Raw genomic sequence first — 13,565 nt, forward strand, 5'->3', positions numbered from 1 at the left:
GTCGAGATTGGCTTATTCGACGGTCAGGATCTTCATCGTGTTGGTACCCCCCGGGCCGGTGAAATCGCCCTTGGTGATCAACACGCGATGGCCGGCGCTCACGTCGCCGCGCTCTTTCAGGCAGGCCATCGCTTCAGTGCTCGGCACCATGCTGTCCAGCTCGCTGGGCTTGAAGCCGACCGGGTAAACGTTGCGGCACAGCGCCAGATACTGCTCGGTACGCGGATACTGGGTCAGGGCGAAGACCGGAATCGGTGCGCCCTGGCGCGACATCAGCATCGCCGTAGTGCCGGACTCGGTCAACGAGATGATCGCGTCGGCGTGCATATGGCTGGCGGTATAGACGGTCGCCATGGCGATAGCTTCGTCAGTACGCCGGAAATGTGCCGCCAGGCCGGAAGGCGCCCGTTCGGTCACGGCTTCGCGCTCGGCGCCCTGGCAGATTCGGCTCATGGCCTGGACCGTCGCGACCGGATACTTGCCGACCGCCGATTCGGCCGAGAGCATGACCGCATCAGTGCCATCCAGCGTAGCGTTGGCCACGTCCAGCACTTCGGCCCGGGTCGGCGTGGGATTTTCGATCATCGACTCCATCATCTGGGTCGCGGTGATCACTAGCCGATTCATTTCCCGCGCTTGGGCGATGATGCGTTTTTGTACGCCGGGCAGCTCGGGATCGCCGATTTCCACGCCCAGATCGCCACGCGCGACCATCACCGCATCCGATGCGCCGATGATCTCGTCCAGCGCATCCAAGGCCTCGGCACGCTCGATCTTGGCGCACAGCCGTGCGTTGCCGCCGGCTTCGCTCAACAGCCGACGGGCCTGATGCATGTCGGAGGCGCCGCGTACGAACGACACGGCCATGAAGTCCACTTCCAGCTCGGCCGCGAGCTTGATGTCTTCCATGTCCTTATCGGTTAGGCCACCGGCCGACAGACCGCCGCCGCGCAGGTTCACACCCTTGCGCCCCGACAGCGGGCCACCGACGTCGACGCGGGTCACGATGCGCGGGCCGTCAACTTCGGTCACCGTCAGCGAGATTGCGCCGTCGTTGACCATCAACTGGCTGCCCTTCTTCACATCCGCCAGCAGCGGCTTGAAGTAGATCGCCACTGCGTCCTGGGTGCCGGCGTCAGCCGCCATCTCGGTGTCCAGCGTAAATGTCTGGCCATCCTCAAGTTCGACCGAGCCGTCGGCGAAGGATTCGATCCGAATCTTCGGCCCCTGCAGGTCGCCCAGCACGGCCACGGATTGGCCGAGTTCGGCAGCGACCTCGCGCACGGTATTGACCCGCCTGCGGTGCTCTTCGGGAGCACCGTGCGAGAAGTTGATGCGAACGGCGTTGACGCCTGCTTCGATCAGCTGCTTGAGAACCTCCGGACTATCACTGGCCGGACCGAGGGTTGCGAGTATCTTGGTTTTGCGATGCATGGCGGGGACGCTAGCACAACCATCGACAAAGCGGCAGACCCTAGTTCCACGGCCCGCATCAGTGCGTCGCTGAGGGCCATTGCAACTCGAGTTCAACGTCTTACGGCGCGCAATTTTGCGCAACCTCAAAGCCCTACTGGGCACCAACCCACCACCCTCTTAGCCGATGTTCGCGCCCCCCTGTTCATACACCGGGCAACGCCCACAATCGACTGACCCCGCCCACCGCGAACCGAGCGCATGGGTTGGGCTGGCTTATCGACCGGCTGGGTCGGTATCGACTGACGGCACCCATGGGCCGATCACTTCAGCGGACAGCTGTGTTCGGCGGCCGGCTCGGTTACGTGCTCGGTATCGGCGCTGCACCGATGAGCATGCCGCCCTGCGAACAGATATGCGGCCGCGGATACGTTGCCCGGCCACAGCGCGCTCCAAGACCATGGAATAGCAGCACCGACGGGCGTCGACGTCTATACTTGGGCCAAAACAAAACTCTCGTTGCCGAGCACACGCCCCGGCCGACCGAGATGAGCCCATCGCAGCCCGACCCTCGAGTACGGTAGCGCCGAGCGTGGCCCGCCGTGCGCTCGGGTTGTGTGTTATCGAGGAGTCAGAATGAGCGATTCGAGCCGCTATCCGCGCGCCACGGACAGCATGCGCCGGCCCACGATCCGGGATGTTGCCCGCGATGCCGGCACATCGAAAACCAGCGTCTCGCGTTACTTTGGCGCCGAACGGCATCGATTGTCGGAATCCATGCAGGCCCGCATCGAACGCTCGGTGGAACGGCTCGGTTTTCGGCCGGATCGGATCGCAGCCAGCCTGCGCGGCGGCCGCACCCGTCTGATCGGCGCGTTGGTGGCCGATATTCGCAATCCCTATAGCGTGGCGCTCATCCACGCTGCCGAACGCGCCTGTGGCGATGCCGGCTACTCGCTGATGGTCTGCAACACCGATAACGATGAAAACCTGGAGCGCCGACATCTCGAGGTGCTGGATGGCTACAGCGTAGACGGGCTGATCCTGAATACCGTCGGGCGCAATACCGAAACCCTGGAGGCGATGCGCGGTCGCGGCTTGCCGATGGTGCTCGTAGACCGCCAGATCGATGCCCTCGACTGCGACATGGTCGGGCTGGACGATCCACAGGCCGTGGCCCAGGCCGTCACGCATCTGATCCAGCGCGGCTTTGCCCGGGTCGATCTGATCATCGAACCGGTCGCCGAAATCAGCTCGCGGATCGCCCGCGTCGAAGCGTTCCGAACCGAATGCGAACGCCACGGCCTGGCGGGCGACGTTTATGAAACCGCGCTCGGCGCCGACAGCAGCGCCGAACTGGACCGGCATCTATCGGAACTGGCGACCGAAACCCGCCCGAGTGCGGTACTCTGCGCCAACGGCGTGGTCACCCTGGATGTCTGCCATGCCCTACAGCGGCTGGCGGCTTTCGATCGGGTCGGCGTGCTCGGCATCGACGAACTGGCTTGGTGTGCCCTGGCGGGCCCCGGCATCACAACGCTGGCCCAGCCGGTGGATGCCATCGGCCGGGCGGCAGTAGAGCGCCTGATCGCCCGCATCGACGGTGGCGATGAACCGCCGACGGTGCAGCGCTTGGGGGCGACCCTCAACGTGCGTGGCTCGACCGCGATTCCGAGATGACGCCAGCCCCGGCCGCCGACGTGGTCACCTTCGGCGAAAGCATGGCACTGTTCGCGGCCGATACCCCGGGTGCGCTGGCTGGCGCGGCCCACTTCACGCGTCGCCTGGCCGGGGCCGACAGTAACGTCGCGATCGGCCTGGCGCGGTTGGGCCTACGGATCGATTGGACCAGTCGGGTCGGCGACGATGCCTTTGGCCATTTCATCGTCGATGCCCTCGGCGCCGAGGGCATCGACTGCGAGCATCTGATCGTCGATCGACAGCGGCCGACCGGCCTGCAGTTCAAATCCCGTAGCGATAACGGCTCGGACCCGGAAACGGTGTATTTTCGGCATGGTTCGGCCGCCACGGCACTGTCTCCCGACGATCTGTCGGCAGCGCGTATCGCGGCCTGCCGACATCTGCACCTGACCGGGATCACGGCCGCGATCAGCCCTTCGGCCCATGCCTTGTGTCACCACGCCGTGGATGCGATGCGCGCGGCCGGGGGCACTGTTTCTTTCGATCCAAACCTACGTCCAGCACTCTGGCCCAGCGCTCGTGCGATGCGCGACGCCATCAATGCGCTCGCCGCCAAGGCCGACTGGGTACTGCCCGGCATCGATGAAGGCCAGAGCCTGACCGGCTCGCGCGAACCCGGCGCAATCGCGGATTTCTATCTGGCCGCCGGTGCGGCCGAGGTAGTGGTCAAACTCGGGGCCGCTGGTGCCTATTGGCAATCACCGCACACTCGGCTGACCGTCGCCGGCCAGCCGGTCGAACAGGTCGTAGATACCGTCGGCGCCGGGGATGGGTTCGCAGTCGGCTTCATCAGCGCTCGGCTGGATGGCTGCTCGGTCGCGGCCGCCCTCGCCCGTGCCAATGCGATCGGCGCTCGGGTGATCCAATATCCGGGCGATTCCGACGGCCTGCCGCGGCGCGATCAGCTCGAACGCTAAACTCGGTTGGGGGCGCCTGGCGCGCCGGGCCCAACAGATAGGCCGCCCGTGAAACCAACCCAGGGCATAGTATTGCGCTGCCCGCCGTGATCGGCCCTGCCCCGAATGCCCGGCTCACACCTGGCCTCATGCCAAGGAGGTGTTTGGGCAGAACCTCGGGCCGTGCGGTGCTGCGGGCGAAAATCGCAGCACCGCACGTTCGTCGCTACGCTGGGAACGCGCCGCCCGAAGATTCTGCGCCATACTGGGTAAACGTTTTTACACCTGCCACGAACTGGCCTATGAGCGACACACGATATCCCCGAACACCGGATGGCCGCTATTTCGTGGCCAAGAACCGGCTCTGGCGCCAGACCGATCCCCGCCTGGAGGACGCCGAACGACAACAGTGGGTATCGGCCCTCATGGCAGCCCGGCGGGCCGTTCGCGATGCCGATAGCGATACGGCCCGAACCCGGGCCCGCGAACAAGTCCAGGAGGCCAAGGTCGCTCTGGGCGAGCGCGGGCCGGTATGGTGGTCGGACGGCGCCGCCGACGAGACCCAACGAGCCCCGGCCCATTCGTCCTATGCCGATTGGTGGGCCGAGCTGAGCGCCGAGCAACGCCGCGCCGGCGGCGCATAAGTCCTGAAGGCACCGCCGCTGCCGAACAACCGCGACCTGTCTTACGGCCGGGAATCGGGCGCTCGCAGACCAGGTTTGTCCGGGCTGTCCTCGTCGATCTGTTCGGCATGCCGCTCGGACAGGAAATCGCCCAGGTTGTGCAGTACGTCGATGTGTTCGCACAAGGTGCGTACGGCCACCAACAGCGGTACGGCTACGACCATGCCGACCACCGACCACAGCCAGGCCCAGAACGAGACGCTGATGAACACCACGACGGTGTTCAGGCGCAGGTTGCGGCCCACCAGATAAGGGGTGGCGAACTGCCCTTCCAGAATATTGATGGCGAGGTAGATGCCGGCCGCGATCGGGGTCCAGCCCAACCAGTCGAAGCTGATCGCAGCGATGGTCGCAACCATCACCATACCGGCGAACGCCCCTAGATAGGGAATGAAGTTCAATAAAAAGGCGACCAGCCCGATCAGCAGGGCATTGGGCAGCCCAAGCACGGCCATGGAAGCACCAACCGCCACGCCGACCCCGAGGTTGATCAGGGTGATGGTCAGCAGATAGCGCGACAGCTTACGCTCGATATTGAAGGCGATGGCCACGGCCCGGCGCTTGTCGCGAAACGTTGGCAGCACGTGCACCAGCTTTTCATAGAACATATCGCCCGAGGCAAGCAGAAACAGCAGCAACACCAGCGTGAAGCCGAACTGGGCCATGATCGGCGGTGCCAGCATCATCGCCGTTGCGGTTAATCCGCGCTGCTTGACCTCGACCTTTTCAACCTGGCGATCGGCATCGGATTTGGTCAGCTCCTCGATCTTGTCGTTGAACTGCAGCAGGCCGTTGAACGAACGCGAGACCTCGGCGATACGATGCTGGACCTGCCGCTCGATCCGCGGCGCGTTGTCGATCCAGTCGGAAGCGGGCACGGCCAGTGCCGAGACCAGGCCCAGCAGCAGCGTCAACAACAACAGCACGATGCCGATCGACGACAGCACCGGGGGTACACCGCGCCGATCGAACACCCGCCGCACCGGGCCAAACACCATCGACAGCAAGAACGCCAGCACCACCGGCACCAGGAAGTCCTTGGCCAGGCTCAACACCGCGATTGCGGCGAATACGAACAGACCGATCACCGCGATCTGCATCCAGCGGCCCAGCCCGCGCTGACTATCTCCCAGGGCGTCCGCTCGCGGCTGCCTGTCCTGATTGAACTCCGGCTCGCTCAAGCCGCGGCTCCTCTATTCGCCCCGGGCGAGGCTCGCACCGGTAGACATCAAACATAGAGTAGCGCCGACCGCCCCGCCATAAGCATTTATACCAAGAGCCGCCGGCGGCGACCGGGCTAGTCGGCGTCGGCGATCGCCGGTTGTTGTGCCCCCGGGGTAGGCGCCTGCATGAGATCGATGAAGGCTTGGTCGAAAGCCTTACGCTCGAGCGTCATCTGCACGGTCGCAGCCGGACCGGTATGGGCGGCCGGCTTGGCCTGTTCGGTCCAGGCCAGGGTATCGCCGTAGCTCGGGCCGTGGCTCATGTCGGCATCGAGATAGAGCGTGCGGGTTTTGCTGACCAGGTCAGGATGCAACCAAGCCAGTGCAGCGATTTCATCCCACATAAAATAGCGCTCGGTATCGTACTGGGCCAGATACTGCGCGGCCGGGCTATCCGAGGAGGCGATGGTGTGCTGCATCTCGTCCGAATACCAGCTCTGTAGCGATATATCGACCGGTGTAACCGTGATTTTTTTCCAGTCGGCGTTGAATACGATATGCGCCGCCTCCGGGTCGAACCAGAGATTGAACTCGTGGCTCGGGCTGGTCGTGAACTCGGCGTTGTCGGTCACGGGTGCGATCGAGCCGCCCATGACCACCAGCTGCTTGGCGGTCTCGGCAAAGCTCGGATCGATACGCTGGGCCAGCGCCAGGTTGGTCAACGGGCCGGCGGCATAGATCGTGACTTGCCCCGGGTGTGCATGCACGGTATCGATCAGATAATGCGCCGCATCCTGATCGCGCGGTGCCAGCGTCGGCCGGCCTTCCGGCATCTTCTGTTTGGCGTTGGGATCGGCCGGGTATTGCTCGGGCTCGGAGCCGTCGCCGCCCCAGGCGCCCAACCAGGCGACCTGGCCGTCGAAACGCTGTTCTGCCAGGGTACGCTTGCGACTGCGCACCAGTGGATGCACCGCGCCCTCGTACACGCCGATATCGCGCCGGCCGATCAACTCCAGCATCCGCAGGGTGTGCTGGGTCTCGGCCGCCATCCAGGCGTTGCCGGTCACCATGGTGATCCCCAGCACCTTGACCTGGGGCGCCTGGATCAGCGCCATGGTCGAGCGGATATTGCTCCCCCCGGGGCCCGAACCGTCCTGATCGATCACGACCAGCTGCTGCCCGCTGTCGGCGGCGCTAGCGCCCGCCGCGGCCAGCAACAGCACCAAGCCCATCGTCAGCCTACGCCCAAGTCGTTTCATTCATATCTCCCTATTAGCTTACGAACGGCCTGACTGGCCGGGGATCAAGCGATACGCATAAATCCCGCCAGATTGCGCCGCCGCCAGCTTATAGCGTCCATTCCCGGCCATCCAACAGCAACAAGCCCGGGGCGAACATCGCGCGCTGGCCTGTGTGTATTAGCGCAGCAACACACCTAGAAGATCCCAGCCGGGCAGCTGCGCTAGATTTCATATCTGGCCATCGACGAAGCACAAGCGACTGTATCGTCTATTTTTTTTGGCTCTGAAACGGCTCTGGGGCCATCGATCGGCACGCTATTGATGCAATTTGTCTTGCGCTTTCCGCTTTGGTGTTTTACTTATGTAACACACCACTTCACTACGACACCGAGACAAGTACGATGAAACACGCTACATTGCAGCTACTGACTGGTCTGATCTGTCTTGCGAGCGCATCGGCCGCGATCGCCGGCAACCCGATACCGGAACCGGCCTCCGCACTGACTGGCTTCGACAACGGTATCCCGGTTTTCGAACTGCCTGAGGTCGTGGTCACCGCGGATGACGGCCCCCGGGGTCAACTGTCGCAGCGGCGCGATCAGCGCCCCGCGGTAGCAGATTCGCGCCGTGACCGATCTGACAGCAGCCGAACCGATCGTGCCGAGTACGCCGATGCTTCGGCCGACTACACCGCCATGCGCCTCGTCGATCGTTGAGCATGGCAGCCATACAACGCAGTGATTGCTTTTTTGATGCCCGAGCGCTGGAACGACAACGAACCCATCTATCGTCAGCTTCGTGCCCGCGTCGTGGCCATGATCCTGGATGGCCGCCTGGCCGAGGAGGAGTCTCTGCCCTCGGTCCGGCAGGTCGCCGCGGACTACCAGATCAATCCGCTGACCGTGTCCAAGGCCTATCAATCGCTGGTCGACGAGGCGCTGGTCGAAAAACGCCGTGGCCTGGGCATGTTCGTCCGCCACGGTGCCCGCGACCAGTTGCTGGCCTCCGAGCGCGATCACTTCATTCGAGAGGAATGGCCCGCGATCCGGGCCCGTATCGAACGCATGGACCTAGATCCGGCCGATCTGCTGGCCCAGCCCGCTAAGGATAATTCGTCATGACTGCCACCCCCGTCATCGAGGCCCGGGGCCTGGGTAAACGCTTTGGCCACAAGAGCGCTCTCGCCGATATCGATTTGAGCGTCGGCCCCGGCCGTATTCTCGGCCTGATCGGCCCCAACGGCGCCGGCAAGACCACACTGCTGAATCTACTGCTCGGGCTGATGCGCGGCGATGGCGAGCTGCGGGTGCTCGGCCACGACCCAATGGGCGAGCGCGGCGCGCTGATGCGCGAGGTCTGCTTCATTTCGGATGTCGCGACCCTGCCGCGCTGGTTGCGCGTACGCGAGGCGATCGAGCTGGTCGCCGGCTTGCATCCCAAATTCTCGCGCGAGCGCTGCCAGCATTTTTTGGCCCGTTCCGCGCTCGAGCCGAAAACCCGGATACGCGATCTGTCCAAGGGCATGACCGTCCAGCTGCATCTGGCGCTGATCATGGCCATCGATGCCCGGCTGCTGGTGCTGGACGAACCGACCCTCGGCCTGGACCTGCTGTTCCGCCGTGCCTTCTACGAGAATCTGCTAGGCGATTATTTCGATGCGGACCGCACGATTCTGGTGACCACCCACCAAGTCGAAGAAATCGAGCATGTCCTGACCGACGTAGTGTTTCTGCGCGACGGGCGCAAGGTTCTGGATACCGATATGGACACCCTCGGCCAGCGCTTCGTCGAGCTCCGGGTCGCCCCGGACGATCTGGCCGCCGCGCGGGCTCTGCAGCCGATCGGCGAACGGCGCCTGCTCGGCAGCCATGCCCTGATTTTCGATCTCGAGACCACGACCGAGCCGGCCGCCCTGGATCGCCTCGGCGAACGACACAGCCCGGCCCTGGCCGACCTGTTCACTGCCTGCATGAGCGAGGCCAAGGCATGAATTCGCTAGCGCATAACCTGGTCTGGCTGATCCGCCGCGAACTGATCGAACACCGCCGCTTGATGCGCACGCCGTGGGTGATCGCTGCGCTTTTGCTGGTGCTGAACATCGGCATGCTGCTGGTCGGCAGCATTCATCGCTCGAACATGCATTTGCAGATTCGGGCCGGCGCCAACAATCTGTTCGAGCTCGCGTCGCTCAATCTCCAGTCGTTGAGCGCCTCGGACACGGCGGATCTGGGCCGTGCGATCGCCCTGCTGCTACTGGCTACCCTAGCGATATTCGCCGTCGCGCTGCTGGTCAGCCTGCTGTCCTATGCCCTGTCCTGTCTGTTCGACGAACGCCGGGACCGCAGCATTCTGTTCTGGAAATCGCTACCGGTTGGCGACGGCGAGAGCGTCGCCGCCAAGGCGCTGGTGGCCTTGCTGGTCATGCCGGTGGTCTGGGTATTGATCGCCTTATTGACCGGCTGGCTGTCGATGGCGGTCTATCTGATTCCACTACTGCTGGCCGGGGCCGACAGTACGGTCCTATTTTCGCAGACCCATCTACTGTCGATCACGGCGCTCGTCTTAGCCGCGCTACCGGTTTATCTCCTGGCCCTGGCGCCGGCCGTCGGCTGGCTGATGATCTGCTCGGCCACCGCGCGTCGGCATCCACTGGTGTTGGCCATCATGGTGCCGGCCGTGTTTGCCGTCCTCGGCGCGCTCGGCCTGCCGAACCCGATCTGGCGCATGCTGGCCGGCCGTCTCGCGCCCCGCGACTTCAGCAGCGCCGTGTCCGCGCTCGCCGAACGCCGTGGGCTCGGCGAGGCGCTGGCTGTGCTCTACCAGCCGGTCGCCAGCCTGGAACTTTGGTTGGGCGTGCTGCTCTGTGCGATCTGCCTGATCGGTGCCACGATCTATCGACGGCGCTTCACGACGCTGATCTGAGCGCGACCAGACGCGCAAAAGAGAAACGAATCATGACTATCCAACCCACCCTCGTCATGCTCGCGATGCTGATCGGCTTGGGCAACGAACGCGTGCCGCTCAGCCCAGTTCAGCCCAGTTCAGCCCAGTTCAGCCCAGTTCAGCCCAGTTCAGCCCAGTTCAGCCCAGTTCAGCAGAGCGATGTGGCCCGTTTTTTTCAAAACGCCCGGCAATTGCCGGCCGCGGGCCGGGCGATCGGGCATTCCGTGGCCGACTCGGTCGTCGCGCTGCTCGGTATCGTATGGCATGACGTCATACACGGGCATTTCGATCGTATCGGCGCCGATATAACCCAGCGGGTTTCGCCTGTTGCCACCGCCCTCGGCCCATTCTGTCGACAGCTCGCCGCAACGGTATCTGCCCAGCAACAATTAACGGGCGACCTACCGCGATTTGCACCGTATGCTGTACTGAAACCGTCGAGCAGCCGTCGCTGTGAAGCGCATACCGTTTCCTAGGCCATCTAGAGCCACCGACGACCAGAACCGGCTGCCCAGTCTGCTGCTTACAGGGAGAACGCCATATGAAAAAACTCTTGGGTCTGATCGCGGCGACGACGCTCTCAACCGTCGTCGCCGGCTGTGCGACCACCAGCGAAAAACAGAACTACACCGAAAAACTACAAGAACAGGCCGCACTGGCCGGTCGCGCTGCGACCGTGCTGCAGCAGCAGATGCTGCAGCCGAGCCAACGGCGTATTCCCAAGGACTTGGTTAAAAAGACCCGCTGTATCGCGGTCTTTCCCAAGGTCACCCAGGCCGGATTCATTCTGGGCGGCCAGCGCGGGCGCGGGCTGATCAGCTGTCGTCAGCGCAGCGGCGACTTCACCGACGCGCCACCAGCGGTCTATTCCCTGTCGGCGGCCAGCATCGGCCTCCAGGCGGGGGCGGCCCAGCGCGCCGTGGTGCTGTTGTTCACCACCCAGCAGAGCGTGCGTGCGGTCCTGGATGCGCAGGTCAAACTCGGCTCGCAGGTCAGCGTATCGGCTGGCCCGACCGGCTACGACCAGAGCGTCAACAGCGCCGCGCCGATCGTCGCCTATGGCATCGCCCGCAAGGGCCTGTACGCCGGCCTAAACCTGGGCGGCGGCAAGGTCGAGTTCGATCGCGATGCCAATACTGCGATCTACGGACCGAACCCAACCCCGCGTAAAGTGCTGCTACAGACACCGCAGGTGCCACAGTCGATGCAGACCTATGCCGGTGCGGTCGAAGATTTCACCAACGAGGCACTGCAGGACAGCCAATAAAACCAACGGCTGATGCATCCGTGGGCGATCTTGCCTGCGGGTGCTGCGCTGGTCTGTGCCGGTTATTGCCTACGACCGTTCCGCTGAAGGCTGGCGCTCCGCGCCAATGCGGATGGGTGCTGCGGGCAACCTAGCTTATCGGCCCCGCTCGGGCCGGCTTATTGTGCAGCGATCGATGCATTGCTGGGCACGGCTTTGGCCGGCGGCTACACCACACATCGACAGTCGCTGGCCCGAACTTCAGACAAGGCAGGGCCCGTATGTCGGGCACTGAGCCGGGTCGCAGCCTGCGCTAGGGCGGGTCGAGGTTTCGCCCGAGCGCCGCGTCGCTGTCCCAAATCGTGGCTGGCAGGGCACGAGCCGCAGGTTCCGAGCGTGCCACGCTCAAGGCTCGTAACGCAGCTACATGCGATTTGGGGCACACCCCTTCGGGACAACGGCTGGTTGGGCGCAATCCAGTGTTGTCGCTCACGGACGTAGCAGCACTACGCCGCACTCGCGGCGCCTTGGCTTGCGGCCTAACAGCCCTTGGCCCGGCCTCGTACAAAACCTCAGCACGCTCTAGGATAGAGGCTCATTTGTTCGGAACGATCATGCATGAGCGATCCATCCAGCTTTGAACAGCATGCCCAGATTGGCGGCGCCCTATCGCTCGAAGGCGATACCCAACGCATTAGTGATTACTATCGCGACTGGGCACAGAGCTACGACGACGACCTAAGCGCCGAGACCTACCACGCCCCGGATTTGATGGGCGACTGGTTGGTCGAACTGGCGGCTGCCCGCGGCCTTGGCACACCCGGTAAGCTACGGGTTTTCGATGCTGGCTGTGGTACCGGGCTGCTCGGTCTGGCCCTGGCGCGCTGCGGCATTAGGATACTCAGCGGTGCGGATCTCAGCCCGGAAATGGTCGAGCAGGCGCGTCAGACCAAGGCCTATCGCGACCTGCACGGCGATATCGATCTCAACCAACCATTGCCCGCCGAGCTGGCCGGCCCGTTCGACGCAGTCATGGCCGCCGGCGTATTCACCCAGGGCCATGTCGGCCCAGACGCCCTCGACGGCCTAATCGATACGCTCGCCCCGGGCGGACTGTTGATCATTAGCGTACGCGACGGCTATCGCGATCTCTACGACCTGGACGCGACTTTGGACGCCCTGGTCGAGGCCGGCCGGGTCGAACGCGTCGACCGCAAGGCCGACGCCCCCTATGTCGGCGCTGATACGGCCGACTACTACGCACTGGCACGCTGCTAGCCGACCCCGTCGGCCGGTCGATCAGCCGATGGCGAGCATGCGATCGATCGGCCGGCGGGCCGCCTCGGCCAGCGCCGCATCGACTTTCACTTCGTAGCGATCGAAAGCCAGCGCATCGCGCAGCTTGGCCAGGGTGGTCATCTTCATGTATTCGCAGACCGAGTTTTCGCTCGCGGCATGGAAGGTCTTGCCGGGGTTTTCTTTCTGCATCCGGTGCAAAATGCCGGTCTCGGTGGCAACCACAAACTCCTCGGCCTCCGACTCATGCGCGTGTGTGAGCATGCCGCTGGTCGAATGGATATGCGCATCCTTACAGTCGAAGCTCATCGCTGAATTCATCATGCAGGCGGTCGAGCAGCCACATTCAGGATGGATCAGGATTTCGGCGTTCGGATATTCGCGCTGCTTGTCGGCCAGATTCATGTCGCCGATCTTTTCGTGCACGTGGCAGGAGCCGGGCCAGATATGCAGCTTGCGGCCAGTCATCATTTCTACATAGGTACCGAGAAACCGATCCGGCAGGAACAGGATCTCTTCGTCTTCCGGAATCGCCTCGATCACCTGCACCGCATTGGATGAGGTCACGCAGTAGTCGCACTCGGCCTTGATCGCGGCCGAGGTATTCACATAGGCCACGACCGTCGCCCCCGGATGCTCGGCTTTCCAGGCCTGAAGCTGTTCGAGAGTGATGCTCTCGGCCAGCGAACAGCCGGCGTTGAGATCAGGAATGAGCACGGTTTTGTGCGGCGAGATAATGGAGGCCGTTTCGGCCATGAAGTGTACGCCGCAGAACACGATCACGTCGGCATCTGTGGCCGCGGCCTGACGCGATAGGCCCAGCGAATCGCCGAGATAGTCGCAGATGTCCTGAATCTCTGGGCGCTCGTAGTTATGGGCCAGAATCACGGCGTTCTTGGCCTGCTTGAGGCGGTGGATCTCGTCCACCAACTGCTGTTGCTGATTGTCCATATCGTTATCCCCTCGGCCGGTCGCGGCCGGCT

Annotated in this window: 14 protein-coding genes; 10 read left to right on the top strand and 4 right to left on the bottom strand. The window is 63.7% G+C overall.

Going from position 1 to position 13,565, the window contains the following annotated elements:
* Nucleotides 1-12 precede the first annotated feature (12 nt).
* On the bottom strand, nt 13-1,434 hold the full coding sequence (gene pyk, locus V5738_RS15310; protein WP_423821680.1) for a pyruvate kinase: 1,422 nt from the start codon (nt 1,432-1,434) through the stop codon (nt 13-15).
* 615 nt (nt 1,435-2,049) lie between these two features.
* Between pyk and V5738_RS15315 the strand changes: the two genes are divergently transcribed.
* From V5738_RS15315 to V5738_RS15325, 3 genes are all read left to right on the top strand, one after another.
* Nucleotides 2,050-3,093, top strand: a complete 1,044-nt coding sequence (locus tag V5738_RS15315; protein ID WP_423821681.1) for a LacI family DNA-binding transcriptional regulator — start codon at nt 2,050-2,052, stop codon at nt 3,091-3,093.
* The gene (locus V5738_RS15320) at nt 3,090-4,031 is read left to right on the top strand and encodes a sugar kinase (RefSeq protein ID WP_423821682.1); all 942 of its coding nucleotides are present in this window, start codon (nt 3,090-3,092) and stop codon (nt 4,029-4,031) included. Before V5738_RS15315 ends, V5738_RS15320 begins: the two co-directional genes overlap by 4 nt.
* A gap of 281 nt (nt 4,032-4,312) precedes the next feature.
* The gene (locus tag V5738_RS15325; RefSeq protein ID WP_423821683.1) at nt 4,313-4,654 is read left to right on the top strand and encodes a hypothetical protein; all 342 of its coding nucleotides are present in this window, start codon (nt 4,313-4,315) and stop codon (nt 4,652-4,654) included.
* 41 nt (nt 4,655-4,695) lie between these two features.
* On the opposite strand, the gene V5738_RS15330 is transcribed toward V5738_RS15325, so the two are convergent.
* Together V5738_RS15330 and V5738_RS15335 are read right to left on the bottom strand one after the other, a co-directional pair.
* Nucleotides 4,696-5,874 carry an AI-2E family transporter gene (locus V5738_RS15330; protein WP_423821684.1) on the bottom strand — a complete coding sequence of 393 codons (1,179 nt, stop codon included), beginning with the start codon at nt 5,872-5,874 and terminating at the stop codon, nt 4,696-4,698.
* 116 nt (nt 5,875-5,990) lie between these two features.
* Complete coding sequence (locus tag V5738_RS15335) at nt 5,991-7,115, bottom strand: nucleoside hydrolase (RefSeq protein ID WP_423821685.1); 1,125 nt, start codon at nt 7,113-7,115, stop codon at nt 5,991-5,993.
* Between the two features lie 383 nt (nt 7,116-7,498).
* Here V5738_RS15335 and V5738_RS15340 point away from each other — a divergent pair, with 383 nt between their 5' ends.
* From V5738_RS15340 to V5738_RS15370, 7 genes are all read left to right on the top strand, one after another.
* The gene (locus V5738_RS15340; protein ID WP_423821686.1) at nt 7,499-7,813 is read left to right on the top strand and encodes a hypothetical protein; all 315 of its coding nucleotides are present in this window, start codon (nt 7,499-7,501) and stop codon (nt 7,811-7,813) included.
* 36 nt (nt 7,814-7,849) lie between these two features.
* Nucleotides 7,850-8,218, top strand: coding sequence for a GntR family transcriptional regulator (locus V5738_RS15345; protein WP_423821687.1), 369 nt, complete (start codon nt 7,850-7,852; stop codon nt 8,216-8,218).
* Nucleotides 8,215-9,087 carry an ABC transporter ATP-binding protein gene (locus tag V5738_RS15350; protein ID WP_423821688.1) on the top strand — a complete coding sequence of 291 codons (873 nt, stop codon included), beginning with the start codon at nt 8,215-8,217 and terminating at the stop codon, nt 9,085-9,087. Before V5738_RS15345 ends, V5738_RS15350 begins: the two co-directional genes overlap by 4 nt.
* Nucleotides 9,084-10,019 carry a hypothetical protein gene (locus tag V5738_RS15355; RefSeq protein ID WP_423821689.1) on the top strand — a complete coding sequence of 312 codons (936 nt, stop codon included), beginning with the start codon at nt 9,084-9,086 and terminating at the stop codon, nt 10,017-10,019. Before V5738_RS15350 ends, V5738_RS15355 begins: the two co-directional genes overlap by 4 nt.
* Nucleotides 10,020-10,051: 32 nt before the next feature.
* Nucleotides 10,052-10,516, top strand: a complete 465-nt coding sequence (locus V5738_RS15360; protein WP_423821690.1) for a hypothetical protein — start codon at nt 10,052-10,054, stop codon at nt 10,514-10,516.
* A 65-nt stretch (nt 10,517-10,581) separates the two neighbouring features.
* Nucleotides 10,582-11,307 carry a lipid-binding SYLF domain-containing protein gene (locus tag V5738_RS15365; RefSeq protein ID WP_423821691.1) on the top strand — a complete coding sequence of 242 codons (726 nt, stop codon included), beginning with the start codon at nt 10,582-10,584 and terminating at the stop codon, nt 11,305-11,307.
* 597 nt (nt 11,308-11,904) lie between these two features.
* Nucleotides 11,905-12,564: a class I SAM-dependent DNA methyltransferase gene (locus V5738_RS15370; protein WP_423821692.1), complete on the top strand. Its 660-nt coding sequence runs from the start codon at nt 11,905-11,907 to the stop codon at nt 12,562-12,564.
* A gap of 21 nt (nt 12,565-12,585) precedes the next feature.
* Here the strand turns inward: V5738_RS15370 and nadA are convergent, their stop codons facing one another.
* Nucleotides 12,586-13,533 (bottom strand): quinolinate synthase NadA, encoded by a 948-nt coding sequence (gene nadA / locus V5738_RS15375; protein ID WP_423821693.1) that lies wholly within the window; start codon nt 13,531-13,533, stop codon nt 12,586-12,588.
* Nucleotides 13,534-13,565 lie beyond the last annotated feature (32 nt).

Source organism: Salinisphaera sp. SPP-AMP-43 (genome assembly GCF_049568105.1).
GTDB lineage: Bacteria > Pseudomonadota > Gammaproteobacteria > Nevskiales > Salinisphaeraceae > Salinisphaera.

What these genes read in the sequence shown, in the direction of transcription:
- V5738_RS15315 (WP_423821681.1), top strand. Translation starts at nt 2,050, where the DNA reads ATGAGCGATTCGAGCCGCTATCCGCGCGCCACGGACAGCATGCGCCGG.
- V5738_RS15350 (WP_423821688.1), top strand. Translation starts at nt 8,215, where the DNA reads ATGACTGCCACCCCCGTCATCGAGGCCCGGGGCCTGGGTAAACGCTTT.
- V5738_RS15360 (WP_423821690.1), top strand. Translation starts at nt 10,052, where the DNA reads ATGACTATCCAACCCACCCTCGTCATGCTCGCGATGCTGATCGGCTTG.
- V5738_RS15365 (WP_423821691.1), top strand. Translation starts at nt 10,582, where the DNA reads ATGAAAAAACTCTTGGGTCTGATCGCGGCGACGACGCTCTCAACCGTC.
- V5738_RS15325 (WP_423821683.1), top strand. Translation starts at nt 4,313, where the DNA reads ATGAGCGACACACGATATCCCCGAACACCGGATGGCCGCTATTTCGTG.
- V5738_RS15320 (WP_423821682.1), top strand. Translation starts at nt 3,090, where the DNA reads ATGACGCCAGCCCCGGCCGCCGACGTGGTCACCTTCGGCGAAAGCATG.
- V5738_RS15345 (WP_423821687.1), top strand. Translation starts at nt 7,850, where the DNA reads ATGCCCGAGCGCTGGAACGACAACGAACCCATCTATCGTCAGCTTCGT.
- V5738_RS15355 (WP_423821689.1), top strand. Translation starts at nt 9,084, where the DNA reads ATGAATTCGCTAGCGCATAACCTGGTCTGGCTGATCCGCCGCGAACTG.
- nadA (WP_423821693.1), bottom strand. Translation starts at nt 13,533, where the DNA reads ATGGACAATCAGCAACAGCAGTTGGTGGACGAGATCCACCGCCTCAAG.
- V5738_RS15370 (WP_423821692.1), top strand. Translation starts at nt 11,905, where the DNA reads ATGAGCGATCCATCCAGCTTTGAACAGCATGCCCAGATTGGCGGCGCC.
- V5738_RS15335 (WP_423821685.1), bottom strand. Translation starts at nt 7,115, where the DNA reads ATGAAACGACTTGGGCGTAGGCTGACGATGGGCTTGGTGCTGTTGCTG.
- pyk (WP_423821680.1), bottom strand. Translation starts at nt 1,434, where the DNA reads ATGCATCGCAAAACCAAGATACTCGCAACCCTCGGTCCGGCCAGTGAT.
- V5738_RS15340 (WP_423821686.1), top strand. Translation starts at nt 7,499, where the DNA reads ATGAAACACGCTACATTGCAGCTACTGACTGGTCTGATCTGTCTTGCG.